Here is a 24,643-nt window from a genome sequence, read left to right on the forward strand (position 1 = left end):
CCAATCGGGACGCGAGGATACCCCTGACATGATCATGAAGCCGCTGCGCGGGCTCTACGAATGGACGATGGAGAAGAGCTCGCACCCGCATGCCGTGTGGTGGCTGGCCTTCTTCAGCTTCGTCGAATCCAGTTTCTTCCCGATCCCGCCGCATCCGCTGCTGGGGCTGATGTGCCTCGCCGAACCGAAGAAGGCGGTGAAGTTCGCCGCGGTCTGCACCGCCGCCTCGGTCGCGGGCGGATTGCTCGGCTATGCGATCGGCTGGGGGCTCTACGACACGATCGGCGTCTGGCTGATCGGTGCGCTCGGCCTGACCGAGGCCTTCCCGGTCGCCGCCTGCCATTTGCGCGAATATGATTTCGAGGCGATCCTGATTGCGGGCGCCACTCCGGTACCCTTCAAGCTGCTGACGATCACGGCCGGCTTCATCGGCATGAACCTCGTCACCTTCGTGCTTTCCAGCATCGTGGGCCGCTCGCTGATCTTCATGACCGTGGGCATATTGTTCCGCGTGTTCGGCGCCCCGATCAAGCGCTTCATCGACAAGTATCTCGGAACGGTGACGACCGTCTTCGTGCTGCTGGTGGTCGGCGGCGTGCTGGTCCTCACCCAGCTGGGCGGCAGCGGCGAAGAGGGCGGGGTGTGTTCCAATCCCCCGCCGATCGCAGCGCGCTAGGCCAGCTTGGCCACGCCTTCGGCCACGATCCCTACCCCGATCAGGATGACCATCACGGCGAACCCGATCTCGAGCGTCCGCTTGCGCCCCGCCAGCCGCTTGCCCGCCATCCGCCCGAGCAGCGTGCCCGCGATTCCGCCGCCCAGCATCCAGCCGATCAGCAGCCAGTCGACCAGTCCCGACAGCGCATAGGACGCCGCCGTTGTCGCGCCCAAGGCGGTGACCACCAGCAGCGAACTGCCGATGGCGAGCGAGATGGGCATGGCGGTCGCGAAGACGAGGCCGGGCACGATCAGGAACCCGCCGCCGATCCCGAAGAAGCCCGCCATAACGCCCACGCCGAGGCCGGTCGGTATGATCCGGCGCAGCAGCGGACGAGCGGTTTCGCGGGTCATGCGGACATCGGGATTCTCGCCCCCGGTGCGCTTGCGCAGCATCAGCGCGCCGACCACCACCATCAGCAGGCCGAAGAGCGCCAGCAGCTTCTCCCCGTCGAAGGCCTTGCCTGCCTCCGCGCCCAGCGCCGCGCCGATCACCCCGGACAGTGCGAAAGAGGCCGCGCAGGCCCAGCGCACGTTCCCGGCGCGGGCATGCCCGGCAAGACCGGTCGCCGCATTGAGCGCCACCGCCACTGCCGCGGTGCCGATCGCCATATGCGGCTCGCCCACGCCTACGAAATAGACCAGCAGCGGGACGGCCAGTATCGATCCGCCGCCGCCCACCAGCGCCAGCACGAAACCGATCAGCGCGCCCGATAGCAGCGCGGGCAGGACGAAGTCGGCGACAGGCATGAGAGCCTCAGACCGCCGAGCGGTTCCACGGCATCAGCGCCAGCAGGTTGGCCATGCCGCACCAGCCGGTCACTCCGGCAAAGGTCAGGCCTGCGCCGACAAAGGCGGACAGGCCGAACCAGGCAGGCGCCACCGCGAAGCCCAGCACCACGCCCGCCAGCACCAGCAGGCCAGCGGTGATCTGCACCTGCCGCATGATCTCCAGCGGAGCCGAACGGTCTTCTTCCACCGGCAGGCCCGCCGCGCGCCAGGCATCGAGCCCGCCTTCGAGGCAGAAGGCCTCGCCTTCGCGCAGTGCGGCCAGCTTCGCCGAATTGGTGCTGGTGCGCATGCCCGAACGGCACAGGAAGACGACCGGCGCCTCGCCGGTGACGGGGCCAAGCGTGTCGAGCGGATGGCTCTCCGCGCCCTGGGCATGCGAGCGGGCGAATTCGTCCGCGCCGCGAATGTCGATCAGCCGGGCGCCGCGGCGTACCAGCTCGCGGGCATTGACGGGGGAAATGGTCGGAAGGCTCATGTCTCGGGTTCCTCGCAATAGAGATGGTGAAGCGTGGCCAGCAGCGTCTCGCAGCGCGGATCGGCGATCCGGTACCAGAGCGACTGGGCCTCGCGCCGGAAAGCCACCAGATCCTCCGCCCGCAGCTTCGCCAGGTGCTGCGACAGCGCCGACTGGCCGAGCCCGACCTCGTCGGCGAGCTCGCCCACGCGCATCTCGCCATGCTCGGCCAGTTTGCACATGATCATCAGACGCCGCTTGTTGCCGAGCGCCTTGAGCAACTCGGCAACACTGCCGGCATTGGCCTCGAACGTAGCGAGGTCCATTGGGGGAAGCGCAGACGGGGGGAAGTTAGATGTCTTGTCCATTAGCTCTTGCTAAATAAGAAAGGCCTAATATATGTCAAGGGCAAGCGAAAGGAGCTTCCCATGAATACCCCCCGGATCCGCGCCTTCTTCGATGAACCCACCAATACGGTGAGTTATCTCGTGTGGGATGCGGCCAGCATGCGCGGCGCGGTGATCGACCCCGTGCTCGATTTCGATCTCGCCGCGGGCAAGGCGGACATCCGCTCGGCCGAGACCATCCTCGATGCAGCGCAGGAGGAAGGCGTCACGCTCGATTGGGTGCTGGAGACGCACGCCCATGCCGATCACCTCTCCGCCGCGCCCTTCATCAAGGCGAAGACCGGCGCGGCGATCGGTATCGGCGAGGATATCCGCAAGGTGCAGAAAATCTTCCGCCCGGTCTTCGGGCTGGACGACCTGAAGACCGACGGGTCGGATTTCGACCATCTGTTCGCCGATGGCGAAACCTTCCGGATCGGCGAGCTCGAGGTCGAGGTGCTGCACGTGCCCGGCCACACCCCCGCCGATGTCGCCTATCACATCGGCGATGCGGTCTTCGTCGGAGATACGCTGTTCATGCCCGATTTCGGTACCGCGCGGGCGGACTTCCCGGGCGGCGATGCGCGCCAGCTCTACCGCTCGATCCGCCGCCTGCTCGAGCTGCCCGGGGACACCCGGCTGTTCATGTGCCACGACTATAAGGCGCCGGGACGTAGCACCTACGCCTGGGAAACCACGGTGGAGGAACAGCGCCGCAATAGCGTCCACGTTCATGACGGCATCAGCGAAGACGAATTTGTCGCCATGCGCGAAACGCGCGACGCGGACCTCGCGGTTCCGCGGCTGCTGCTGCCTTCGGTCCAGGTGAACATCCGCGCGGGCAAGTTCCCGGAAGCGGAGGAGAACGGCGTCGCCTATCTGCGCATTCCGGTGACGCCGATGCGGGAATCGGTGGAGCCGAAGTCCCTGTCTTGACAGCCGAGTAACCCACAGGTTACATGTAACCCATGAGTTACAAAGATCATGTGGAGGAACACGGGATGGTCGATGATTTCGAACGGGCGGAACAGTTCGCACGGGTGCGGGCGCTAATGGCGCCTTTCCTCGGGCTGCTGGTACTCACCATGCAGCAGGGGACGTTCTATGCGTGGGACTGGGGCAGCGATTCGCTCGTCCAGATCTTCGTCTGGCTGAGTTTCGCGCTGGTCATGCTGGCGCTTCTGTTGACCGGGGGCGGTTGGTTCCTGCCGCGGCGCGCACGCGAGCTTGCCAATGACGAGGTGACGAGGGCCAACCGCCAGCGCGGCATAACCGTAGGCTTCGTGACCGCAATGATCACCGGCTTCCTCGTCTGGGCGATCTCGCCCTTCGAACCGCTCCATGCGCAGCGCGCGGCCAACATCATTGTCAGCATGGGCCTGGGCTGCGCCTTGGTGGCCTATGGCATGGCCGAAGTGGCGACCCATGCCGGAGACGCTTGAAAACCGCATCCGCCATTTCCGCGAAGCGCGCGGCTGGACGCAGGCCCACCTTGCCGAGGAAATGGGGGTCAGCCGCAAGACGGTGAACACGGTGGAAAACGGCGTGTTCTCGCCCTCGCTCATAGTCGCCCTGAAATTCGCCGCCGCGCTGGACCAGCCGGTCGAACGCCTATTCAGCCTGACCGTGGATGGCCGCGAGAAGCCTTGGGACTAACGCAGGGCAAAAGCGGCCAATGCGGTGCGGTCGGGCAGCCGGATGCGGCCATAGCTGCGTTCTATCAACCTTTGGCGTTGCAATTCGCGTAGGGCGGCGTTGGCGGTGGCGCGGGTCACGCCGAGGAGGTCTGCCAGTTCCTGCTGGGTGATGGTGACCTCCGCCGCGTCGGGTCCCTCGCCCGCCATGGCGGCGAGCAGCCCAGCCAGCCGCGCCGGGTTGGTCCCGTGCCGCAGGCCCGCCAGCAACGACAGCGTATCCTGCAACTGCTCCGATAGCGCGCCCAGCAGCGCGCGGCTGGAAGCGGGGTAATTGCCCAGCGCATCGAGGAAGGGCCGCGCGCCGATCAGCCGCACCCGGCTGGTCCCGCGGGCAATGGCATCGACGATCCGCGGCTTGCCCGAGAATACCGCCAGCTCGCCATAGGAATCGCCGGGACCAAGCAGCGCCACCGCGCGAAACTCCCCATCGGGAAGGAATTGCCCGACGCGCACCGCGCCATCCTCGATCAGCCAGAAACCGTCGGCCGCATCTCCGCGCTGCTGGATGATCTGCCCGTCGGCAAACTCGCGCAGCCGCGAAATGCGGATGAGATGCGCCTGAAGTCCGCTGTCGAGCGCCGAAAAAAGCATCGGCGTGACCAGCGATCGCCGAGTCGCGCTCAAATGTAAAATTCTGGACATTCTTGCGCTTCGGTAAACGCTAGAAGGTAAATCGACAAGTTCGCCTCGGGGAGAGAGAACCATGCCCGCATCGACCATCGCCATCCTTGCCATCTATCTCGGCTTCGCACTGCTCGAGCTGTGGCGCAGCAATCTGTTCGCGAAGCCACAGCAGACCCGCGACGACGGGATCGTCGAGGCGGCCAGTATTATCGTGCTGCTCGGCCTGACCCAGCCGGCGATCCTGTTCTTTTCCGCCGCGCTCGCCGGAACTGTGGCCCCGCAATATGCAGGCGCGCTGGCCGACCTCAACGTCTTCGCCGCGATCGCGCTGTTCCTCGTGCTCGACGACTTGATGCAATATTGGTGGCACCGTGCGGCGCACACCTTCCCGTGGCTCTACAATCTCCACCGCCCGCACCATAACGCGCGCTACATGAGCGTGCGGCTCGTCTACCGGAACAATCTGTTCTACTACATGATGATGCCGGGCATCTGGCTGTCGGGCGTGCTGATCTACCTCGGCCTTGGCTGGGTCTATGCAGGCTATATCGTGGTCAAGCTGGCGGTGATCACCGGCGCGCATTCGGATGTCGCCTGGGACCGGCCGCTGTACGCGGTCAAGTGGCTGTCACCGGTAATGTGGCTGGTGGAGAGGACCATCTCGACCCCCGCCACGCACCACGCGCACCACGGCCGCCACGCGAGCGATCCCGCGGTCCACTACAAGGGCAATTACGGAAATCTGCTGTTCTTCTGGGACGTAGTGTTCTGCACCGCCAAGATCACGCGCAGCTATCCGGAAAGTTACGGTGTGGAGAACCTGCCGCCGACCACGCTAGGCCAGCAATTGCTGTGGCCGGTGTTCCCGGAGAAGAAGGGGCCGGGCGCGGAGGAAGTGCATGTGGAGCACGAGGCGGTATCGACCTCGGCATGAGGCGCCCGATCATGTTGCGGCTGGTTGATTATCCACCCGGTTTGTCCAAAAACCTTAGCCAATCTCGGTGGGCGGTCCAGCTATTGCGAAGGTAGAGGTTGATTCAGTCGCCGGCTATGCCGCATCCACTCGAAACAATTCACCATCGGCATCGAGGATATAGATTGCGTCAGCATCGTCGATAATGATCTTAACCACCTCGCCGATCTCGCCCACGTCGGGGATGAAATCGGCGGAGCGATTTTCGAACGAACTAACGCCGAAATTGCGATCAAGTGTCCAAATCGTGCCATTGAGATCCCCAAAGACAAAGTCGCCATCAAGGCCCGGAACGCCGTTGCCCAAGGAAATCACCCCGGCCACAATGCCCAGTCCCTGAAGTGCGCCGTTACCAAATTCGTAGATAAAGCTCGGTGAGACTGTAGCGGAGGGGCCACCCGCCATCAGCCGTGTCGTTCCCTCGAGGAACGGCCAGCCGAAACTGGCTGGCGGGCTTGTCTCAATGCTGTTGAGTTCATGTGCCACGCTTCCGCCTTGATCGGCAAAAAAAGGTATGAAACCTTGCTGTGATATCCAGCCACCCGGTTGACGAACGCCTCGTCCAATCACCCTTACGGTGCTGCTTTGACTGGCTTCGGGTCGCGAGACTGATGACAGGTTGCCATATCCGCTGGCACCGCCCACCCGGTTTCCGGTAGGGTCGCCGACTGCGACCAGCACTTCTCCCTGGTCGAAATCCGCACGAAAATTGTAGGCAATCTTTCCAGCGGCGCCTTCCGGCGCTCCCGTAGCTACGCGAACGTCTTGGGTCGAACCTTCATTGATATTGAACCGGAGCGACATTCCTGCTGGCTCGCTGAACAAAACTACCGGAAAAAACGGGCTCGCCCCCAATGTTTCGCTCGCAATGTCCAGCACCGCGCCGCCTGCGGGCAGTGCCACCGTGCGGTAATCGGTGGTCGTACCATCGCGACCATCGACTGAATGAATCTGTCCGGCACGCTCGGCCACCAACAGAGTGCGGCCGAAGAGCAGCGACATGCCGGCCGGCTCGACGAAGCCCGAGGCGATTCGAGTCACACGAAAGCCTTCGCGCTGATTAGCCACCGTGACGGTCAGCGTGCGGCGCACGGTCCCGCCGCGACCATCGCTCGCCTGCGCAACGACAACATAGTCGTTGTCGCTGTCGTCATCTGCGAAGCGATCGTAATTCGGCGCCGCAGTGAAGGTTACCGCTCCGCCCGCGCCGAGCGTGAAGAAGGCAGCGTCCGCGCCGGTCAGCGACAGATTGACCGGATCCCCGTCGGGATCGCTCGCCGAAAGGGTGAACAGGGTCCCGGTGGAATTCTCGGCCACTGTGACGGTGGTCGAACTCGGAGTTAGCGTGGGTGCCCGGTTGGTTGGTGAAGGCGCAGGAGAGCCGCCGCCCCCGCCCCCGCCACAAGCCGCAAGCGAACAGGCGAGAATGACCGCAAGCGCGGACGAAGACTGCGATGACATGACGACCCCCCAAGTAGAGGGAATCGTGATAGATTCCGACCTGAAATCTTACAAGCGGATTCGATCCGTGCGGAAGGCGTCAGCCCTCGAACTTCGTCTCCAGCGTGATCTCAGCGTTCAGCAGTTTCGAGATCGGGCAATTTGCCTTCGCGTCCGCTGCCAGCTCCTCGAACTTGGCTTGGTCCATGCCCGCGACCTTGCCCTTGGTCGACAGCGCGGATTTCGTCACTGTGAAGCCGCCATTCTCCTTTTCCAGCGTCACTTCGGCGCTGGTAGTCACGCGGCCGTCGGTGAAGCCGGCTTCGGCCAGCTTGAAGCTCAGCGCCATGGTGAAGCAACTGGCGTGCGCCGCGGCGATCAGCTCTTCCGGGTTGGTTCCGGGCGCGTCCTCGAAACGGGTGTTGAAGCCATAGGGCTGGGCGGCCAGTGCGCCCGATCCGGTGGAGACATGGCCCTTGCCGTCCTTGCCGAGGCCCTCATAGGTGGCGCTGCCCGAATTCGTGGTTTTCATAAAAAAGCTCCTTTCGGGAATGAGACGTCCCGAAAGGCGCGATGTTCCTTTGCCCAGCGTGCGGGCGGCGATCAATCGTCCCGGTCGCGGCGCCTTTCGCGGCGGCGTTCGCGCCGATCCTCCCGGCGGGCGTCGCGCCTCGCATCGCGGCGATTGTCCCTGCGCGCTTCGCGGCGGGCATCGCGAATGGCCTCGCGTCGGGCCTCTTGCCTGGCTTCCTGCCGTGCCTGCTGCCTGGCGCGCTGGCGGGCCTGCTGGCGCGCTCTCTGCCGGGCCTCCTGCCTAGCCTCGCGTCGTGCGTCCTGCCGTGCATCGTGCCGGTAATCGCGCCTGGCATCCCGCCTCGCATCGCGGCGATATTCGCGCCGTGCCTCGCGGCGTTCCCAGCGATTCCAGTTGGCGCGGATGCGGCGCTGGTCGCGGAGCGCGGCCCTGCGTGCGAGCCAGTAACGCTGCTGGCGTGCATTCCAGCGGTGGGCCTTTCGATTGCGGTCGTAAACGTAGTGGCCGGTGCCCGGATAATAGTAATCGTCGTACCAGCCATAGTATCCGTCGTTATAATAGCCGTCGTCGTAATAGCCGGCGCTGCCGACCGACAGTCCGCCATAGGAACCGACGCTGCATGCGCCTAGTAATGTGGTCGCCGCGGCGAGTCCCGCTGCCTTTGCTAATGAAATGGTCATCCCGATATCTCCTGAAATATTGGGAACCTTCTAGGGCAACTCCATTGAACGCATTCTGAACTCGGGGTCACGTCCCGTTCAGAAATGAAAGTGGCGACTAACGGCAGGAATTTCGTTTCGATTACTGCCGGGGTGCGTCAGATGCCGAAAGCTTTCAGGAAGGCATCGAACAGCCCTTCCAGCCCGCCGCGCAAACCCTTGCGGCGGCCGGCATAGGGCGCTTCCTCCAGCACCAGCACGCCCGCACCGCCTTCCACCCGGTCGCGCAGCAGTGGTTCACGGCCGAGGAGATAGGGCACGAAGGTCTCGTTGCGGGCGACCGAATAGGACAGGTCGGCGGAAAAGCCCGCCAGCTGGTCCTGCCCGAAGCGGCGGCCGCTATCGACCGGCTCCACCCGCACGCCGCGCCCGCCTTTTATCACCAGCCGGGCAGGGCCGTGGAAGACGAGAAAGCGCAATTGCTGCGTCAGCCATGCGTTGAGGCTGAAGAGCCGCCAGTGGCTGGTGATCCGCAGCGGCCTCTCCTGCGGCTGGACTACTGCCGCCAGTGCGCGCGGCTGGAGCACCATGGCAGCGCCTTCTGGCAATTCGATGGCGGTGACTTCGGCGAAGGGATCGTCGTCAGCGGAGATGACCGTCGTCGTGTCGCTGCCGCGGACACGGGTCAGCATGGCCATGCCGCTGGCGAAGCTGGCGAGGGGGGCCTTCCAGTCGAGCAGGGCGCGCGTGCGCAGCTTTGCTTCCGCCGGACTGGACTGGAGGAAACCCTGCCGGACCAGCAGTTCCTGCCCCGCTTCGAGGCGGACGGGGATCGAGGCGCGCGACTGTTCCTGCGGCGCTTTCCCCGCGACGCTGTTCGTACCCGGAACCGCAATCCGGATCGCCCGTCGCCGCTGCGCGAAGGGGGCGACGAGGTAGTAGAGAAAGGTGCGGATCAGATAGGGCAGGAGCAATATGCCCAGCAGCGCCCAGGCCGCAGCAACCAGCACCTCGCGCAGGCTCGTTTCCGACATGCCCCTCGTGGTGTCGGGCAAGGCGCCCATCCTCCATTCCCGCGCTCCTTCATAGGCGCGGCGGGCCCGTGCCAGTTGCTGGCTGGCCGCGAGACCGGCGTTCCGCAGGGTCTGGCGGCTTTCTGCCGCCTCGCAGCGGCGGTCGCGATTAGCCTCGAGCAGTTCTCGTTCGCGAAGGAGGATTTCGCGCGTGGTCTGGTCCAGCATGCTGCGCCGTTCGAACTCTTTCAGATCCGTCTCGGCATTGGCGCAAAGACGAAAGGATACGCGCACCGCATTGGCAGTCGGAATTCTTGGATAGCGTCCGAACTCGGCCTCGGCCCGGTTTACAAGTGAACCGGTGAGCTTTTCCTGGCGGGCGGCTTCGAGCGCGTCGATCTCGGCTTCGAGCGCGGCTTCCTGCAGCTTCGCACGTTGCAGGGCGAGGATGCGCGACGGCCGTACTGCATCGAGAAAGCCATTGCTGTCCTCGATCTCGCGCTGCACCTCGTCCTTTTGGCTGCGCGCCTGTGCCAGCCTCCGGTCGATCGCCGCCACGCCCATTTCCCGGATCGCCGCCTCGCGCTGCACCAGTGCCGATTGCAGCTGTTCGCGTTCCCGACCAATCGTCTCGCGGATCTGGGTGACGGACATGGTGTCCTGCCGCAGGCTTTCGCTGCCGAGTTGCGGTACGATGCGCGGCCAGGCGAGGATGTAGAAAGCGAAGGCGAGGCACAGAACGAGATAAAGCAGGCCCGTGCGCCCCAGCCAGCCGAAAACGGCTTTCACGCGTATTGCCGGGCGGGCCCGCCCCGTCCTTGCCTATCGGCGGAGAATTCGGGGCGACCCGGGTTCACCGATTCGTCTCAGATTATCCCGGTTTCGCTGCCCGCCTTATCGAAGATGTCGAGGATTTTTCCGACTTCCTCTTCGCTGTGCTCGGCGCAGAGCGAGCAGCGCAGCAGCGTCATGTTGGCAGGCGTCGCTGGCGGACGCGCAAGGTTCACGTAGAGCCCGCCTCGGATGAGCGCCTCCCACATGTGCGCGCCCTTTTCGAGATCGGGCATGATCACCGCGATGATCGCGCTCTGCGCCTCCTCGGTCCCGAGTTTGAAGCCCAGATCGCGCAGGCCCTTGTGCAGGGTCCGTGAATTTTGCCACAGATGCGCGCGCTTGTCGGCGGCATCCATCAGCTTGCGGATGCTGGTCGCCGCGGTCGCCACCACGGACGGCGGCAGCGAGGCTGTAAAGACATAGGGCCGGCAGACGAGACGCATGATCTCGAACTTGGGGTGGTTGGAAACGCAGAAGCCGCCAACGGTGCCCACGCTCTTGGAGAAGGTGCCGATGATGAAATCGACATCGTCGATCACGCCTGCATCTTCCACCACGCCGCGGCCATTCTCGCCGATGAAGCCCATCGAATGCGCTTCGTCGACCAGCACCATCGCGCCGTATTTCTTGGCCACCGCGACCATTTCCTTCAGCGGCGCGATATCGCCCAGCATCGAATAGACGCCTTCGAGAATAACCAACTTGCCCGCACCTTCGGGGATCCGGCGCAGGCGCTTTTCCATCGCCTCGACATCATTGTGCTTGAACGGCACGACCTCGGCATTGCCCAGGGCGCAGCCGTCCCAGATGCTGGCATGGCTGTCGATGTCGAGGACGATGTAATCGCCCTTGCCGGCAATCGTGGAGATGATCCCGAGATTGGCCTGGTAGCCGGTCGAGAAGACCATTGCATGGTCCATGCCGTAGAATTCGCGCAGGGCCTCTTCGCATTCCTTGTGGCCCTGGTAGGTGCCGTTGAGGACGCGGCTGCCGGTGGTGCCCGAACCGAAGTCGGCCAAGGCCCGTTTTCCGGCCTCGATCACATCCGGGTCGAAGGTCATCCCCATGTAATTGTAGGTGCCGAGCAGGATGGTCTCGCGCCCGTTGCAGATCGCGCGTGTGGGCGAGAGCACCTTTTCCATAACCAGGTTGAACGGATCCTCGCGGCCCTGCGAAAGAAGACCTTCGCGCAGCGCGATGATGTCGTCGAACTTGGAGAACAGGTCCCTATCGTCGCCTTCGAGCGCTTCGGGCTTGTCCGGCTGGAGAATGCCTTCGCTCATGAATTGGCCTGAAGCTTGTGGACCGCATCGACCAGCTGGCCGTAATTCTCGATCTCGGCCTGCTGGTTCATCGAGATGATGATGTCGAATTCGTCTTCGATCTCGGCCACGAAATCCATCACCGTCAGGCTGTCGAATTCGAGATCGTTCTGGAAGGTCGTCTCGTCCTTGATCTCGATGCCCTTCTTGTTGAAGGGTTCGGCAAGTTCGCGGATTTTCGCGTCTACCTCTGCACGGTCCATGAGTGGGTCCAGTTCTTCAAAATAAGCGGTGCGGCCCGCGGTACTGCGGGTCTGAACGAATGGGGCGGCAAAGCGGTTTCCGGTGCCGCTTGTCAAGCGCGCAGCCGTTTCTCTCAGTCGGAAAGCAGCTTGCGCACGGCGGCCATGAAGGGACCGATCGATACCGGCTTGGCGAGATAATCCTCTGCCCCGGCATCGCGGATGCGTTCTTCATCGCCCTTGCCGGCATAGGCGGTGACGGCCAGAACGGGTATGCTTTCCAGCGACTTGTCGGCTTTCAGCTGGGCGATCAGGTCGACCCCGCTTACATTGGGCAGCTGGATGTCCATGATGACCAGTTGCGGTTCGGATTTCTTCGCGGTGGCCAGAACATTGCTTCCGTCGGAAACCGGCACCACCTCATAACCGTTCGCCTTCAGCACGTCACAAAACAGCTTACGGTTAAGGTCGTTGTCCTCGACAACGAGGATTCTCTTTGCCACGGGGCCAATCACTCCTGCGAATATGGACCGCGGGCTTAGGAGCAAGCGAAAGGGCTGACAATTCCGGGACACGATAAATCGGCGGATCGAGACGAGCGCACGCCGGAGGTGTTCGCGCTGGAAGCCCTCGGCTGGGCGCTGACCGACGAGAAGCGCGCCGAACGCCTGCTCTCGCTGACCGGACTGACCCCCGAACGCCTGCGCCACGGGATCGACGACCGCAGCGTCCAGGCTGCGGTGCTGGACTTTCTCGCGGGTCACGAGCCCGACCTCGTTGCAGCTGCCGATGCCCTGAATACCAAGCCCGAAACCCTTGTCGCTGCAGCGAAGGAATTGAACGCATGACCCGCCCCCTGATCATCTCCGATTGCGACGAGGTGCTGCTCTACATGGTGTCTCCGTTTAGGGACTGGCTGGCCGAGACGCAGGGCGTCGAATTCCGGATGAGCGGTAATGATTTTTCGCAGGCGCTGCGCTGGCAGGATAGCGGCGAGGTGCTGGAACAGGACGAAATCTGGCGCAAGCTAGGACTGTTCTTCGACACTGAAATGCACCGGCAGGATCCCATTCCGGGCGCGATCGAGGGGATCAACGCGCTGGCCGAGGAAGCCGATGTGGTTATCCTCACCAATCTCGTCGACAAGCGGCAGGCGATGCGGACCGAGCAGCTTGTCGGCCACGGCCTCGATGCGCGGGTCTTCACCAACCAGGGCCCCAAGGGTCCGGCACTGCAGAACATCCTCCACGAGTATCGCCCCTCCAAGGCGATTTTCATCGACGATCTGGCGCAGCACCACCGGTCTGCGCGCGAAACGATTTCGGACATCACGACGCTCCACCTGTGCGGCGAACCCATGCTCGCTCCGCACATCGACTGCGCCCATACCTCGGGCCATGCCGATGCGCGGATCGACAGCTGGGACGAGGCGCTGCCATGGCTGAGAGCGCAACTGGAAAGGGAAAACGCATGAGCATCGAAGCCAAACTGGAAGAACTGGGGATCACGCTGCCGGAAGCGGCTGCGCCCGTCGCCAGCTACCAGCCGCTCGTCGTGTCGGGCGGCACCGCCTACGTTTCGGGACAATTGCCCTTCGTCGATGGCAATCTGGTGACCGGCAAGCTGGGCCAGGAGGTGACGCTGGAACGCGGGCAGGAGGCGGCGCGCGCCTGCGGATTGATGATCCTGGCGCAGCTGAAGGCTGCCGGCCTGCTCGATCGGGTGGAAAAAATCGTCAAGCTGGGCGGCTTCGTCAGCAGCGTCCCGAACTTTACCGACCAGCCCAAGGTGGTGAACGGATGCAGCGACCTAATGGCCGAAGTGTTCGGCGAGGCGGGCCGCCACGCCCGCAGCGCGGTCGGCGTGCCGGTGCTCCCGCTCGACGCTGCGGTCGAGGTCGACGCGATTGTCGCTCTTCGCCCCGCTTGATCGGCTGATCGTTCATCCGCCCGATCCCGAGCGGGTCGGGTGGCTGCGCAATTGGACCTACGCCCACCGTGGCTTGCATGGGCCGGGCGTGCCCGAAAACTCGCTTGCCGGATTTGCGCTGGCAGCCGATCGCGGTCTGGGCATCGAATGCGACATTCAGCGCAGCCGCGATGGTTGTGCCATGCTGGTCCACGACTGGGAGCTCGAACGGCTGACCGGCGTAACCGGGCCGCTGGCCGCGCACAGCGCCGAGGAACTGGCGCAGATCGCCTTCCTCGACAGCGAGCACAAGCTGGCGCGGCTCGACGACCTTCTACCCATCGTCGGCGGAAAGGTACCGATCCTCATCGAGATCAAGTCGCGCCGCCGCTATGACGTGAAGCACAGCTGCCGCGCAGTGGCGAAGGCGCTCGAAAGCTATTCCGGGCCGCACGCCGTGATGAGCTTCGATCCGCGCGTTTCCGTCTGGTTCGCGAACCATTCCCCGCAGACGGTCCGCGGCCTCGTTATCCGCGAGGACGATGCCGGGATGACGCAGAAGGCATGGCAGCGGCATATGGCGCTGTGGGCCGCGAAGCCCGAATTCGTCGCCTACCATGTCGCGGCCTTGCCCAGTCCGATGGTATCCTCGCTGCGTGCGCGCGGCATCCCCGTTTTGACCTGGACGGTGGATACGCCCGCGACCCGCGCCAACGGCCTGGCGCACGCAGACGCCCTGATCGCAGAGGGAGAAGGCCTAGCGTGAGCGGGGAAGGGCTAGCCGCGCGAATCGCCGGGTCGGTCGGCTCGATCGATGCCGGGGCGTGGAATGCGCTGGCAGGTGACAACCCTTTCGTCTCCCACGAATTCCTGACCGCGCTGGAAGATTCGGGCAGCGTGGGGCCGGGGACCGGCTGGCAGCCCGTTCCGATGGTGATCTCGTCCGACGGCGGCCCCCCGCTTGCCGCCATGCCCGCCTATGCCAAGGGGCACAGCCAGGGCGAATATGTCTTCGATCACGGCTGGGCCGATGCGTATGAGCGAGCCGGGGGAAGTTACTACCCCAAGCTTCAGATTGCCGTGCCCTTCACCCCTGCCACGGGACCGCGCCTGTTGCTGTCGGATCCGGCGCTGGCCGCGCCGATGCTGTCAGCGGCCGAGCAGCTTTGCCTGCAGAACGAATTTTCTTCCGCGCATGCCACTTTCATCGAGCCGGATCAGATCCCGCTGTTCGAGGAAGCAGGATGGCTGCTGCGAAGCGATATCCAGTTCCACTGGATCAACCAGGGCTTCGCGAGTTTCGAGGATTTCCTCGCCACGCTCACCTCGCGCAAGCGCAAGGATTTGCGCAAGGAACGCGCCGCCGCTCGGGAGGGGCTCGAAATCGTTCGCCTCACAGGAGAGGCCATCCGGCCCGAACACTGGGATGCCTTCTGGCATTTCTATCAGGATACTGGCGCACGCAAATGGGGCCAGCCCTACCTGACCCGCGAGACCTTCGACCTGCTGGGCGAGAGGATGGACGACAAAATCGTGCTGGTGCTGGCGATGGAAGACGGCGAACCCATTGCCGGGGCGCTCAACTTCATCGGCGGTGAGGCGATCTACGGCCGCTATTGGGGGTGCACGAAGCAGGTCCGCTTCCTGCATTTCGAACTGTGCTATTACCAGGCCATCGACCTTGCGATCGAGCGGGGCCTATCGCGGGTCGAGGCGGGCGCCCAGGGCGGGCACAAGCTCGCTCGCGGTTACGAGCCGGTCGAAACCGTTTCCGCCCACTGGATCGCCGACCCGGGCTTCCGTGCGGCGGTGGCGGATTTCCTCGAGCGCGAGCGCGAAGGCGTGGCCGCCGATCGCAATTATCTCGAGCGTCGAACGCCCTTCCGCAAAGGGAGCTGATTCAGGCAACCTTGCGCGTTCCGTGCGCCAACCACTCGCGGGCACGGCGCTGGGCTTCGGCGATTTCGCGTGCGGTCATCTCATCGGACACGTCGGCGCGGCACCAGGACGCTTCCTCGTGCCCCTTCGACGCTGCGATATTGAACCATTTGTGGGCTTCGATCATGTCGGCGGTGCAGCCATGGCTGCCGGTCGAAAAGGCGACCCCAAGGTCATAGAGCGCGTCGAGACTGCCGCTCTCGTACTCGCGCATGTATTCGTTGATGGTGACCTGAGCTGTGTCGCCCTGTTCTATGCGGCCTGCACCGCCTTCGATGGCCTTGAATTGCATGTTCGAAACTCCCCCGTTTCAGATCCGGCCCCCCGCCGGTAAGCCCAAGTTCGCCTGTTATGGTCAATAAATAGTTAACGCCGAACAACATCGAATAGCGCCGGACCGTTTCGGTAGGCTGCGCTTAATCTGTCACAGGCTATGGGACTTTTCTGAAAGCCGCTTGCGGGCATTCTGCGGCGCTCCTATAGGCCGCGCCATCGGAGCGTCGCAGGTGCCGGAAAAATTCGGACCAGCGGGTAGGGCGGCTCTCCGCGAGAGAGAGTTGGGAAGAAGGGTACCAAGCTCAATGGCCACATCGGCTTCGAATGTTTCGGAAAAGCTCGCTGAGGCGAAAGCTTCCGTCGCTCCAGACTATGTCCCCTCGGATGACGAAGAATACATGGGGCCAAGGCAGCTCGCTTATTTCCGCATGCTGTTGCTCGACTGGAAGAAGTCGATCCATGACGCGGCCGGCCAGACGCTGCAATCGCTGCAAGATGGCCCCATCCGCGAACCCGACCTCAACGATCGCGCCTCTTCCGAAACCGACTGGGGGATCGAACTGCGGACCCGCGACCGCCAGCGCAAGCTCATCTCGAAAATCGATTCTGCGCTGCGTCGGATCGATCAGGGTGAATACGGCTGGTGCGAAGTGTCCGGCGATCCCATCGGCCTCAAGCGCCTGATCGCCCGCCCGGTGGCGACCATGACCGTCGAAGCGCAGGAAGCACACGAGCGCCGCGAGAAAATTTCGCGCGACGATTGAAGCCTTTCTCCAAAAGTTAGCGGATTAACCTTTTTCGCCAACCATTGGTTATTATCCTCGACTTAGCCTGTTCTCCAGTGGGGAAGGGTCAGCCGGGATCGCTGATAATCAAGGCGAAAGAGATGACTGCAATAGATACGCGCAATCTGAAGCGCGACAGCCTTTTCCTCATGGCCGACGTGCGGCTCGAAGGCTCGCTCCGGAGCGAGCGGGTAAAGGTCCGGAACCTCTCCGATGGCGGAATGATGGTGGAAGGTGAGCTGGTTGCCTCGCCTGGCCAGCGCGTTGTCGTCACCCTGAAGAAGATCGGCGAAGTTGGCGGCGTGGTGGCATGGAACCAGAGCGCCCGCGTCGGAATTTCCTTCGACGAGCAAGTCGATGCCAGCCTCGCGCGGACCAGCCTCGTCGGCGAAATGCCGGAAGCGCCGCGCTATGCCCGGCCAGCGGTGGCCCCGACGACGCACATCTGGAGCGTCCGCAAGCTCTGATCGGCATGCTTGAACCTGGCTGCGGCGGTGCTAGGTCGAGTTCATGCGCTGCCCTATCCCGGTCCTGCTGATGTCAGCCCTGCTGGGTGCCTGTAGCGCCGGCGCGGACGATGGCGTGGTCGATGTCGCCTATATCGGCAATACGGCATCACTGTTTTCCTCCGATCCGGAACTTGCACCCGGTGCCCGGCTGCTGCGCTCGGCCCAGCGTCAGGGGCTGGTCCGCCTGAACGCGCAGGGCGAAGTTGTGCCCGGACTGGCCGAACGCTGGATCGTAACCGACGACGGGCGAAGCTACATCTTCAGGATAAGGGAATTCGACCTGCCTGACGGGACGCGCCTGACTGCGCAGGCCGTGGCAGACGATTTGCGCAGCACTATCGAATTGCTAGAGGGTACCAGTCTGGGCCTGGATCTGGAGAAGGTGTCCGAAGTGCGTGCGATGACGGGGCGGGTCATCGAAGTCCGGCTGCGCAGCCCGATGCCGGGCTTCCTCAGCCTGCTGGCGCAGCCGGAGCTGGGTGTTGCCTTGCGCAACACCGATGCCGGGCCGATGGTCGCACGCCTCGATGACGGAACGGCCGTTCTGCAGGCAATGCCTCCCGAACAGCGCGGACTGTCGCCGGAAGAGGGCTGGGAAGAGCTGGTCAGCATCGTGCAGATCAGCCCGCTCGCCCCGACCGAGGCGGCGCGCGCCTTCGCGGAGGGGCAAGTGGACGTCCTTCTCGGCGGCCGGCTGGAAACCTTGCCGCTGGCAATCACCGGCGCCCTTTCGCGGGGCACGGTGCGCGTGGATCCTGCCATAGGTCTTTACGGAATCGACGTTGCGCGCCCCGAAGGATTCCTCGCTTCGGCGACCAATCGCGAGGCACTGGCGCTGGCGATCGACCGGCCCACGCTGGTGCAGCAGTTCAACCTCGCCGGATGGACGGGTTCGAACCGGATCGTGGCCGATGGCATGCCCGGTGACGACGAGACGGTGGGCGAGCGCTGGCAAGGCCTGTCGCTGGAGCAAAGACGCGCGCGGGCTTCTTCGATCGTGCAACAATGGAAGGGCGGAGGCGGAGGAGACGTCACGCTATCCATCTTCCTGCCGCAGGGGCCCGGCTCCGACCGGCTCTTTACCGCCCTGGCGCGCGATCTCGCGACGATCGGGGTCGCCCTGGAACGGGTTCAAGACGCAGAAGATGCGGACCTCACCCTGCGCGATACGGTCGCGCGCTATCCGGGTGCACGGTGGTTCCTCAACCAGTTCAATTGCGAGTTTTCCGCGCCGGTCTGCTCGCCCGATGCGGATTTCCTCGTCCAGCTGTCGCTCGATGCGGCGGACCCCGCGGAAGAAGCCTCGTACCTTTCCGAAGCCGAGCAGACACTGACCGCGACCAATCTGTATATCCCGCTGGGCTCACCGATTCGCTGGTCGCAGGTGCGTGCGGGGGTCGAGGGCTTCTCGGAAAACACCTGGGCGTTCCATCCCTTGTTCCCATTGAGCCGCGCTCCCATCTAGCCGTTTATGGAAGATAATCGTCTCACGCCGATCGAACCCGACGACACGCGCGGTCAGGGCTTTACCGATGATTCCGGCGCCCGCCCGATGCGCTTCGATTTTCCGATGGGCAACGATCCGCAATCGGTTCGCCGCCGCGTGGAAGCGATGGAAATCATCCTCGAGCGCAGCATGGTTATTCCGGGGACGAACTACCGTATCGGCCTCGACACGATCGTCGGGCTCGTGCCTGTGATCGGCGATATCGTGACGGCCGCGATGGGCAGCTATATCGTCTGGGAAGCGCGCAATCTTGGCCTGCCGAAATGGAAGCTGTGGCACATGATGGGCCGCGTCGGCCTCGATACCGCAGTGGGCGCGGTGCCTCTGGTGGGCGACGCCTTCGACCTCGTTTACCGCTCGAACACGAAGAACCTGAAGACGATCAGGAAGCACCTCGACAAACATCATCCGCAGACCCGGGTCATAGACCAGTAGTTTGCGCGCGCCGTAATGCGCGCTAGGGCGGCGGGCATGGCTTCCGACGTTACCTATTCGAGCTATCTCGATCTCGACCGCATCCTGTCCGCCCAGCATCCGGCGAGCGATGCGCATGACGAGATGCTGTTCATCATCGTCCATCAGGCCAGTGAGCTGTGGCTCAAGCTGTGCCTCCACGAGCTGGAGGAAGCCCGGACCTGCATCCAGCAGGATCGGCTGCGCCCTGCCTTCAAGATGCTCGCCCGCGTGGCGCGTGCGCAGGGGCAGCTGATCCAGAGCTGGGACGTGCTCAGCACCATGACCCCGCACGATTATTCGACCATCCGCCCCTTCCTCGGCGGATCGAGCGGGTTCCAGAGCGCGCAGTACCGGATGATGGAATTCCTGCTCGGCGGGCGCAATCCTGACATGATCACCATGCACGAAGCAACGCCCGAAGTGGCGGAGGGCCTGCGCGAGGAACTCACCCGCAAGAGCATCTATGCCGAGGCCATCGCGCTGCTGGCCCGGCGCGGGTTCGACATTCCGGACGATATCCTGGGGCGCGATCACGGCAGCGCGTGGGAGCATTCCCCGGCAGTCGAGGCGGCTTGGGCAAAAATTTACCGTGACCCGAAGGAATATTGGGACCTCTACGAACTGGCCGAAAAGCTGGTCGATCTGGAATACCATTTCCAGCGCTGGCGCTTCGGCCATCTCAAGACGGTCGAACGGATCATCGGCTTCAAGAAGGGCACCGGCGGGACCCCCGGTGTGCCCTATCTCGCGGGCGTGCTGAAGGCGGCCTTCTTCCCCGAACTTCTCAGCGTGAGGACCGCCCTGTGAGCAGCTGGAAAAGCAAGCGCCGCATCTGGGACATCAGCCAGGTCCTCCGTCCGGGCCTGCCCGTCTGGCCGGGTGATACCGCCTTCGGTTTCGAGCGCACATGGCGGATGGACGAGGGCTCGCCGGTCAATGTCGGCAGGATGACCATGAGCACGCATTCGGGCACCCATGCCGATGCGCCGCTGCATTATGCCGAAGACGGTCTCGACGCCGCCAGCATGGAGCTCGACCCCTATATCGGAACCTGCCTCGTGGTCGATGCGCGCGGCGTGAACGGCGAAGTCGACGTGGCCGACCTGCCGCATATCGAAAGCGTGGACCGCGTGCTGTTCCGCACCTGGGACGCGTTCCCACATGACGAATGGCGCAGCGACTGGCTGCCGATCGCCGCCGAAACGGTCGAATGGCTCGCGCTGCAGGGCGTCAAGCTGATCGGCACCGATGCGCCCAGCGTTGATCCGCAGGAGAGCAAGACGATGGACGCCCATCACGCCGTGTTGAAACACGACATGCGTATCCTCGAAGGGCTGGTGCTCGATGACGTGCCGGAAGGGCGTTACGAACTGATTGCGCTCCCGCTGAAAGTCGGCGGCGGCGATGCCGGGCTGTGCCGCGCGATCCTGCGGGAGCTTGCGTGATGCTCGACCGGGCAAGAGTCCTCGATGCGGGCGATCCCTTGGAGGAATATCGCGAGCGCTTCCTCGTGCCAGAAGGCGTGATCTACCTCGATGGCAATTCGCTGGGCTGCCTGCCCAAGGCAACGCCAGCACGGATCGAACAGGTGGTGCGCGAAGAGTGGGGGCAGGACCTCATCCGCAGCTGGAACAGCGCCGGCTGGATCGACATGCCCGCCCGCGTCGGGGCCAAGATCGCCCCGCTGATCGGCGCGCAGCCGCACGAAGTCATCGCCTGCGATTCGACCAGTGTGAACCTGTTCAAGCTAATCTCCGCCGCGCTGGCGTTGAGGCCGGATCGCAAGGTGGTCCTCAGCGAACCCGGCAATTTCCCGACCGATCTCTATATGATCGAAGGGTTGGAGAAGCAGGGCCTTGCCGAGCGGCGACTGGCCGAACGGGGCAAGCTGGTCGAAGCGCTGGATGACGGCGTAGCCCTGCTGCTGCTCACCCACACGCATTACAAGACTGGCGAACTGTTCGACATGGGCGAACTGACCCGCGCCGCACATGACGCAGGCGCGCTGGTGCTGTGGGACCTGTCGCATTCGGGCGGCGCGCTGCCGGTGGACCTGAACGGGTGTGGAGCCGACTTTGCCGTCGGCTGCGGCTACAAGTATTTGGGTGGCGGCCCCGGCGCGCCGGCCTATGCCTTCGTTGCCGAGCGGCATCTGGAAGCCGCGCAGCAGCCGCTGACCGGCTGGATGGGCCACGCCGCCCCCTTCGCCTTCAGCGACGATTACGCGGCTGCACCGGGCGTCGAGAAACTGCTGTGCGGCACGCCTCCGATTCTCGGCCTCGCCGCGCTGGAAGTGGGTGTCGACCTCATCGCCGAAATCGGCGTTGAGCGGCTGTATGCAAAAGCGCAGAAGCTTTCCGAATTCTTCCGTCAGTGCCTCGCCGAAAACGGCGTCACCCTCGACCTCGTCAGCCCGGCAGACCCCGCCCGGCGCGGCAGCCAGCTCTCCTTCCGTGCGGGCCAAGCCTATGCGATCTGCCAGGCGCTGATCGCCCGCGGCGTTATCGGCGACTTCCGCGATCCCGATATCCTCCGCTTCGGCTTCGCCCCGGCCTACCTGCGCTTCGAGGACGTGGCCGAAGCCGCGCGGCATCTGGCCGAAGTGCTCGAAACCGGGGAATGGCAGCGCGAGGAATTCCGCGAGCGGGCAGCTGTTACCTAGTGGCTGCTATGGGGTGGATTGCTGCCTTGCGCCCTATGCGAACCTGAGCAACAAACGCACCATGAATCAATTCAAGCGAGCTCAGCTGTTTATCGTTGCTTTTTTTGTATCGCTGCCTCTGGCTGTCGTAGCAGGGCATTGGTTACCAGTAGAGGAGCAAAAGGCCCCGCTTGCGGTCGTAATTCCAATGGCTGTGTTTGGGTTCACCGCGCTATGGGGGTTTCGGTGCAAGAATTGTCACGAATCTATCTTTATGCGGCGGGGTCGCAGTTTTGATTATTCGCTCCCTTGGCCCTCGCGCCGGTGTTGTAGCTGCGGCGCGAAGTTCGATACCTAAGGCGCCATTATAGACCGGAATGGCGTCGTTAGCTGCCATCCCAGCCCGGGCCGCGGCTGTGTCTCGATGATGCACCAAACTCGAGAAGAGCATTTTCCTACAAGAACAGGCCTGTTCTATGTCGGGTTGCCGCTCTTTTCCATCGTCGGACCGTTTCTATCCATGCGATGCCGGCGCGAGGGCTGGGAACCGGATTTCGGGTGAACTTTGGGTGAACTTTGGCGGCTACGCTTCCAGTTCGATGTCCCAATAGAGCCAGTCGCGCCAGGTTTCGTGGAGGTAGTTCGGCGGGAACTGCTTGCCGTGCTGCTGCAACTGCCAGTGCGTCGGCCGGATCGGTTCCGCATAAAGTTGCATGCCCGCCTGCTTCGGTGTGCGCCCGCCCTTCTTCATGTTGCAGGGCGCGCAGGCGGTGGCGATGTTTTCCCATGTCGTCTTGCCGCCCAGCCGGCGGGGGACGACATGGTCGAAGGTGAGATTGTGCTGGTCGCCGCAGAACTGACACGAAAACCGGTCGCGCAGGAACAGGTTGAAGCGGGTGAAGGCGGGAAATTCGCTCGGCTTCACATATTGCTTCAGCGCGATCACGCTGGGAATCTTCATGTCGAGATTGGGCGAATGGACCTCGCGGTCATAGGTCTCGATCACATCCACCCGGTCGAGGAAGATCGCCTTGATCGCCGTCTGCCACGGCCACAGGCTCAGCGGATAATAGGACAGCGGCGTATAGTCCGCGTTGAGCACCAGGCTCGGGCACGATTGCAGGTTGCGCGTCGGATCCTCGGCGCTACTTCGGAACCTGGCGGCCCTTTCCAGCAGTTCGGCCCTGAACACTTTGGCGTTCTCCCCGATCTCTTGGGTCTGATACATCCACTTGCACGGGAAAGCGTCAAGTCTGTTACGCACTTGCTATCCACAGACTTGTCCCGTGCATATCCACATGGGCCGCAGTAGGAAGCACGCATGGTGGTCACCCGTTTCGCGCCGAGTCCCAACGGATCGTTGCATCTCGGCCACGCCTTTTCGGCGATTGCAGCGCATGACATCGCGCAAGAGCGGGGCGGGCGCTTCCTCCTGCGGATCGAGGATATCGACGGCGAACGCTCAATGCCTGAAAAGGCGGCAGAGTTTCGCAAGGATCTCGCCTGGCTGGGTCTCGAGTGGGAAGAGGTGCCTGCGCAATCGACCCGGCTGGCGAATTACGAGGAGGCGGCGCAATACCTGCTGCACGAAGGCCTGCTCTATCCCTGCACCTGCACGCGCAAGGACATCGCCGCGCGCAATCCGCGCATGGGGCCGGAAGGCGCGGTCTATCCCGGCACCTGCAAGGGGCAGTCGCTCGATCCGGACAAGCCGGCGGCGCTGCGACTCGATGTCGACCGCGCGATGGCGGGCCTCGGCGAACTGTCCTGGGAAGACGAGGTGGGCGGCACGCAGATCGCCGACCCACGACCTTTCGGCGATGTCGTGCTGGTGAGGAAGGATGCGCCCGCCAGCTATCACCTCGCCGCGACGCTCGACGATGCCGCTGACGGTGTGACACTGGTCACGCGCGGTGAGGACCTGTTCTCTTCCACGCATGTCCACCGCGTGCTGCAGGAACTGCTCGGCCTGCCGGTGCCGACATGGCACCACCACCCGATCCTGCTCGACGAGGAGGACGAGAAGCTGGCCAAGCGGCGCTGCTCTCCCAGCCTGGCTGATCGCCGGGCGGCAGGAGAGGATGGACGCGCACTGGCGCGCCAGCTTCGCATGGGGGAATTCCCCGCTGGAATTACGCAGTCGAATGCCTAAGTAGACCGCATGAACACATTCCTCATCGTCGTCCTGCTCCTGGCCATGATCATGGTTGTCATCTCGCTCGTGCGCGGAGTGGTCGCGTTCCTGCAAAGCACCAAGATCGATCTGGAAAGCGGCCAGCAGGTCGACGCCACAGAGATGCAGCTGAAGCAGAACAAGGCGATGATGGCGCGTGTGAAATGGCAGGCGGTGGCGATCGCCGTGATCGCGATCATGCTCGCCGTCGCTAACTGATCCGCACCGTGGTCAAGCTCAACAAGATCTACACTCGTACCGGGGACGATGGCACTACGGGCCTAGTCGATGGCTCGCGCCTGCCCAAGCATGCCGTGCGCATGGAAGCGATCGGCGCGGTGGACGAGGCGAACTCCGCGCTCGGCCTCGCCGCCGTGGCGCTGGCCCCCAGCGAGCATGGCGAGGCGCTCAATCGTATCCAGAACGACCTGTTCGATCTTGGCGCCGACCTTGCCACACCGGCCGGGGAGGGTGACGATTTCAGCCCGTCCGAAATGGTCCTGCGGATCGTATCGCCGCAGGTCGAATGGCTGGAGAAGGGTATCGATGCCCTCAACGCAAACCTCGAGCCGCTGACCAGCTTCGTGCTGCCGGGCGGGACCGAGCAGGCCGCGCGCCTCCATGTCGCGCGCGCCGCAGCCCGCCGCGCCGAGCGTGCGATGACGTCCATGGCGGCTACCGAGCCGACCAATCCGCAGGCGCTCGCCTACATCAACCGCCTGTCGGATTACCTCTTTGTGCTCGCCCGCGTTGCCAACGACGGCGGTAAGGGCGACGTGAACTGGATTCCGGGCGCTAATCGCTAGCCAAGGCTCCGCTCCC

Annotated in this window: 33 protein-coding genes; 20 read left to right on the top strand and 13 right to left on the bottom strand. The window is 63.8% G+C overall.

The features are described 5' to 3' along the window. The first annotated feature begins 28 nt into the window (after window positions 1-28). A complete protein-coding gene (locus GRI69_RS07930) occupies window positions 29-676 on the top strand; it encodes a YqaA family protein (RefSeq protein WP_160727725.1) in 648 nt (215 codons plus the stop codon). Here the strand turns inward: GRI69_RS07930 and GRI69_RS07935 are convergent. The 3 genes from GRI69_RS07935 to GRI69_RS07945 are packed head-to-tail and all read right to left on the bottom strand — an operon-like array spanning window position 673 to window position 2,331. Further along, window positions 673-1,467 (bottom strand): sulfite exporter TauE/SafE family protein, encoded by a 795-nt coding sequence (locus tag GRI69_RS07935; RefSeq protein WP_160727726.1) that lies wholly within the window; start codon window positions 1,465-1,467, stop codon window positions 673-675. The genes GRI69_RS07930 and GRI69_RS07935 overlap by 4 nt on opposite strands. A gap of 7 nt (window positions 1,468-1,474) precedes the next feature. Further along, window positions 1,475-1,984 carry a rhodanese family protein gene (locus GRI69_RS07940; RefSeq protein ID WP_160727727.1) on the bottom strand — a complete coding sequence of 170 codons (510 nt, stop codon included), beginning with the start codon at window positions 1,982-1,984 and terminating at the stop codon, window positions 1,475-1,477. Next, window positions 1,981-2,331: an ArsR/SmtB family transcription factor gene (locus tag GRI69_RS07945; RefSeq protein ID WP_237453002.1), complete on the bottom strand. Its 351-nt coding sequence runs from the start codon at window positions 2,329-2,331 to the stop codon at window positions 1,981-1,983. The genes GRI69_RS07940 and GRI69_RS07945 overlap by 4 nt, the downstream gene beginning before the upstream one ends. Before the next feature lie 60 nt (window positions 2,332-2,391). Here GRI69_RS07945 and GRI69_RS07950 point away from each other — a divergent pair, with 60 nt between their 5' ends. The 3 genes from GRI69_RS07950 to GRI69_RS07960 are packed head-to-tail and all read left to right on the top strand — an operon-like array spanning window position 2,392 to window position 4,005. Next, window positions 2,392-3,285 (top strand): MBL fold metallo-hydrolase, encoded by an 894-nt coding sequence (locus GRI69_RS07950; RefSeq protein ID WP_160727729.1) that lies wholly within the window; start codon window positions 2,392-2,394, stop codon window positions 3,283-3,285. Between the two features lie 32 nt (window positions 3,286-3,317). Continuing rightward, the gene (locus GRI69_RS07955; RefSeq protein WP_160727730.1) at window positions 3,318-3,791 is read left to right on the top strand and encodes a hypothetical protein; all 474 of its coding nucleotides are present in this window, start codon (window positions 3,318-3,320) and stop codon (window positions 3,789-3,791) included. Continuing rightward, a complete protein-coding gene (locus GRI69_RS07960) occupies window positions 3,775-4,005 on the top strand; it encodes a helix-turn-helix transcriptional regulator (RefSeq protein ID WP_160727731.1) in 231 nt (76 codons plus the stop codon). Before GRI69_RS07955 ends, GRI69_RS07960 begins: the two co-directional genes overlap by 17 nt. Here GRI69_RS07960 and GRI69_RS07965 read toward each other — a convergent pair. Beyond that, window positions 4,002-4,637 (bottom strand): Crp/Fnr family transcriptional regulator, encoded by a 636-nt coding sequence (locus tag GRI69_RS07965; protein ID WP_160727732.1) that lies wholly within the window; start codon window positions 4,635-4,637, stop codon window positions 4,002-4,004. The genes GRI69_RS07960 and GRI69_RS07965 overlap by 4 nt on opposite strands. Before the next feature lie 112 nt (window positions 4,638-4,749). Between GRI69_RS07965 and GRI69_RS07970 the strand changes: the two genes are divergently transcribed. Continuing rightward, window positions 4,750-5,604, top strand: coding sequence for a sterol desaturase family protein (locus GRI69_RS07970; RefSeq protein WP_160727733.1), 855 nt, complete (start codon window positions 4,750-4,752; stop codon window positions 5,602-5,604). A gap of 114 nt (window positions 5,605-5,718) precedes the next feature. Here the strand turns inward: GRI69_RS07970 and GRI69_RS07975 are convergent, their stop codons facing one another. The 7 genes from GRI69_RS07975 to GRI69_RS08005 form a co-directional block, all read right to left on the bottom strand. Next, complete coding sequence (locus GRI69_RS07975; RefSeq protein WP_160727734.1) at window positions 5,719-7,104, bottom strand: Ig-like domain-containing protein; 1,386 nt, start codon at window positions 7,102-7,104, stop codon at window positions 5,719-5,721. 79 nt (window positions 7,105-7,183) lie between these two features. Beyond that, the gene (locus tag GRI69_RS07980) at window positions 7,184-7,615 is read right to left on the bottom strand and encodes an OsmC family protein (RefSeq protein ID WP_160727735.1); all 432 of its coding nucleotides are present in this window, start codon (window positions 7,613-7,615) and stop codon (window positions 7,184-7,186) included. 71 nt (window positions 7,616-7,686) lie between these two features. Next, window positions 7,687-8,298: a hypothetical protein gene (locus GRI69_RS15755; protein WP_202391911.1), complete on the bottom strand. Its 612-nt coding sequence runs from the start codon at window positions 8,296-8,298 to the stop codon at window positions 7,687-7,689. Between the two features lie 137 nt (window positions 8,299-8,435). Further along, the gene (locus GRI69_RS07990) at window positions 8,436-10,079 is read right to left on the bottom strand and encodes a coiled-coil domain-containing protein (protein ID WP_160727736.1); all 1,644 of its coding nucleotides are present in this window, start codon (window positions 10,077-10,079) and stop codon (window positions 8,436-8,438) included. A gap of 77 nt (window positions 10,080-10,156) precedes the next feature. Beyond that, window positions 10,157-11,407 carry a serine palmitoyltransferase gene (spt, locus tag GRI69_RS07995; RefSeq protein ID WP_160727737.1) on the bottom strand — a complete coding sequence of 417 codons (1,251 nt, stop codon included), beginning with the start codon at window positions 11,405-11,407 and terminating at the stop codon, window positions 10,157-10,159. Further along, window positions 11,404-11,649 (bottom strand): acyl carrier protein, encoded by a 246-nt coding sequence (locus tag GRI69_RS08000; RefSeq protein ID WP_160727738.1) that lies wholly within the window; start codon window positions 11,647-11,649, stop codon window positions 11,404-11,406. Before GRI69_RS08000 ends, spt begins: the two co-directional genes overlap by 4 nt. A gap of 113 nt (window positions 11,650-11,762) precedes the next feature. Beyond that, window positions 11,763-12,131, bottom strand: coding sequence for a response regulator (locus GRI69_RS08005; RefSeq protein WP_160727739.1), 369 nt, complete (start codon window positions 12,129-12,131; stop codon window positions 11,763-11,765). 108 nt (window positions 12,132-12,239) lie between these two features. Here GRI69_RS08005 and GRI69_RS08010 point away from each other — a divergent pair, with 108 nt between their 5' ends. From GRI69_RS08010 to GRI69_RS08030, 5 genes are read left to right on the top strand one after another with little or no spacing between them, the layout of a single operon-like run. Further along, window positions 12,240-12,476: a DUF3572 family protein gene (locus tag GRI69_RS08010; RefSeq protein ID WP_337191046.1), complete on the top strand. Its 237-nt coding sequence runs from the start codon at window positions 12,240-12,242 to the stop codon at window positions 12,474-12,476. Then, window positions 12,473-13,102 carry an HAD family hydrolase gene (locus GRI69_RS08015; protein ID WP_160727740.1) on the top strand — a complete coding sequence of 210 codons (630 nt, stop codon included), beginning with the start codon at window positions 12,473-12,475 and terminating at the stop codon, window positions 13,100-13,102. Before GRI69_RS08010 ends, GRI69_RS08015 begins: the two co-directional genes overlap by 4 nt. Then, window positions 13,099-13,557: a RidA family protein gene (locus GRI69_RS08020; protein WP_160727741.1), complete on the top strand. Its 459-nt coding sequence runs from the start codon at window positions 13,099-13,101 to the stop codon at window positions 13,555-13,557. Before GRI69_RS08015 ends, GRI69_RS08020 begins: the two co-directional genes overlap by 4 nt. Then, window positions 13,535-14,302 (top strand): glycerophosphodiester phosphodiesterase family protein, encoded by a 768-nt coding sequence (locus tag GRI69_RS08025; protein WP_160727742.1) that lies wholly within the window; start codon window positions 13,535-13,537, stop codon window positions 14,300-14,302. The genes GRI69_RS08020 and GRI69_RS08025 overlap by 23 nt, the downstream gene beginning before the upstream one ends. Next, window positions 14,299-15,435 (top strand): GNAT family N-acetyltransferase, encoded by a 1,137-nt coding sequence (locus tag GRI69_RS08030; RefSeq protein WP_160727743.1) that lies wholly within the window; start codon window positions 14,299-14,301, stop codon window positions 15,433-15,435. Before GRI69_RS08025 ends, GRI69_RS08030 begins: the two co-directional genes overlap by 4 nt. A 1-nt stretch (window position 15,436) precedes the next feature. Here the strand turns inward: GRI69_RS08030 and GRI69_RS08035 are convergent, their stop codons facing one another. Beyond that, the gene (locus GRI69_RS08035) at window positions 15,437-15,766 is read right to left on the bottom strand and encodes a sel1 repeat family protein (protein WP_160727744.1); all 330 of its coding nucleotides are present in this window, start codon (window positions 15,764-15,766) and stop codon (window positions 15,437-15,439) included. A 289-nt stretch (window positions 15,767-16,055) separates the two neighbouring features. On the opposite strand from GRI69_RS08035, the gene dksA reads away from it, so the two are divergent. The 7 genes from dksA to kynU all read left to right on the top strand — a co-directional run bounded on the left by dksA (window position 16,056) and on the right by kynU (window position 21,669). Further along, entirely contained in the window at window positions 16,056-16,514 is a 459-nt protein-coding gene (gene dksA / locus GRI69_RS08040) for an RNA polymerase-binding protein DksA (RefSeq protein WP_160727745.1), read from the top strand. Between the two features lie 122 nt (window positions 16,515-16,636). After that, window positions 16,637-17,002, top strand: coding sequence for a PilZ domain-containing protein (locus tag GRI69_RS08045; RefSeq protein ID WP_160727746.1), 366 nt, complete (start codon window positions 16,637-16,639; stop codon window positions 17,000-17,002). 43 nt (window positions 17,003-17,045) lie between these two features. Next, window positions 17,046-18,509, top strand: a complete 1,464-nt coding sequence (locus GRI69_RS08050) for an ABC transporter substrate-binding protein (protein ID WP_160727747.1) — start codon at window positions 17,046-17,048, stop codon at window positions 18,507-18,509. Between the two features lie 6 nt (window positions 18,510-18,515). Beyond that, the gene (locus GRI69_RS08055; protein ID WP_160727748.1) at window positions 18,516-18,986 is read left to right on the top strand and encodes a DUF4112 domain-containing protein; all 471 of its coding nucleotides are present in this window, start codon (window positions 18,516-18,518) and stop codon (window positions 18,984-18,986) included. Window positions 18,987-19,022: 36 nt separating this feature from the next. Beyond that, entirely contained in the window at window positions 19,023-19,814 is a 792-nt protein-coding gene (locus GRI69_RS08060; protein WP_160727749.1) for a tryptophan 2,3-dioxygenase, read from the top strand. Continuing rightward, window positions 19,811-20,452 (top strand): arylformamidase, encoded by a 642-nt coding sequence (gene kynB, locus GRI69_RS08065; protein ID WP_160727750.1) that lies wholly within the window; start codon window positions 19,811-19,813, stop codon window positions 20,450-20,452. Before GRI69_RS08060 ends, kynB begins: the two co-directional genes overlap by 4 nt. Beyond that, complete coding sequence (gene kynU / locus GRI69_RS08070; RefSeq protein ID WP_160727751.1) at window positions 20,452-21,669, top strand: kynureninase; 1,218 nt, start codon at window positions 20,452-20,454, stop codon at window positions 21,667-21,669. Before kynB ends, kynU begins: the two co-directional genes overlap by 1 nt. A 562-nt stretch (window positions 21,670-22,231) precedes the next feature. On the opposite strand, the gene GRI69_RS08075 is transcribed toward kynU, so the two are convergent. Beyond that, window positions 22,232-22,876 carry an HNH endonuclease gene (locus GRI69_RS08075; RefSeq protein WP_202391914.1) on the bottom strand — a complete coding sequence of 215 codons (645 nt, stop codon included), beginning with the start codon at window positions 22,874-22,876 and terminating at the stop codon, window positions 22,232-22,234. Window positions 22,877-22,969: 93 nt separating this feature from the next. Here GRI69_RS08075 and gluQRS point away from each other — a divergent pair, with 93 nt between their 5' ends. The 3 genes from gluQRS to GRI69_RS08090 are packed head-to-tail and all read left to right on the top strand — an operon-like array spanning window position 22,970 to window position 24,627. Further along, complete coding sequence (gene gluQRS / locus GRI69_RS08080) at window positions 22,970-23,800, top strand: tRNA glutamyl-Q(34) synthetase GluQRS (RefSeq protein ID WP_160727752.1); 831 nt, start codon at window positions 22,970-22,972, stop codon at window positions 23,798-23,800. Between the two features lie 9 nt (window positions 23,801-23,809). Next, window positions 23,810-24,040: an HIG1 domain-containing protein gene (locus GRI69_RS08085; RefSeq protein WP_160727753.1), complete on the top strand. Its 231-nt coding sequence runs from the start codon at window positions 23,810-23,812 to the stop codon at window positions 24,038-24,040. A gap of 8 nt (window positions 24,041-24,048) precedes the next feature. Continuing rightward, the gene (locus GRI69_RS08090; protein WP_160727754.1) at window positions 24,049-24,627 is read left to right on the top strand and encodes a cob(I)yrinic acid a,c-diamide adenosyltransferase; all 579 of its coding nucleotides are present in this window, start codon (window positions 24,049-24,051) and stop codon (window positions 24,625-24,627) included. The last annotated feature ends 16 nt before the right edge of the window (window positions 24,628-24,643 follow it).

This window comes from Qipengyuania vulgaris (assembly GCF_009827325.1).
Lineage (GTDB): Bacteria > Pseudomonadota > Alphaproteobacteria > Sphingomonadales > Sphingomonadaceae > Qipengyuania > Qipengyuania vulgaris.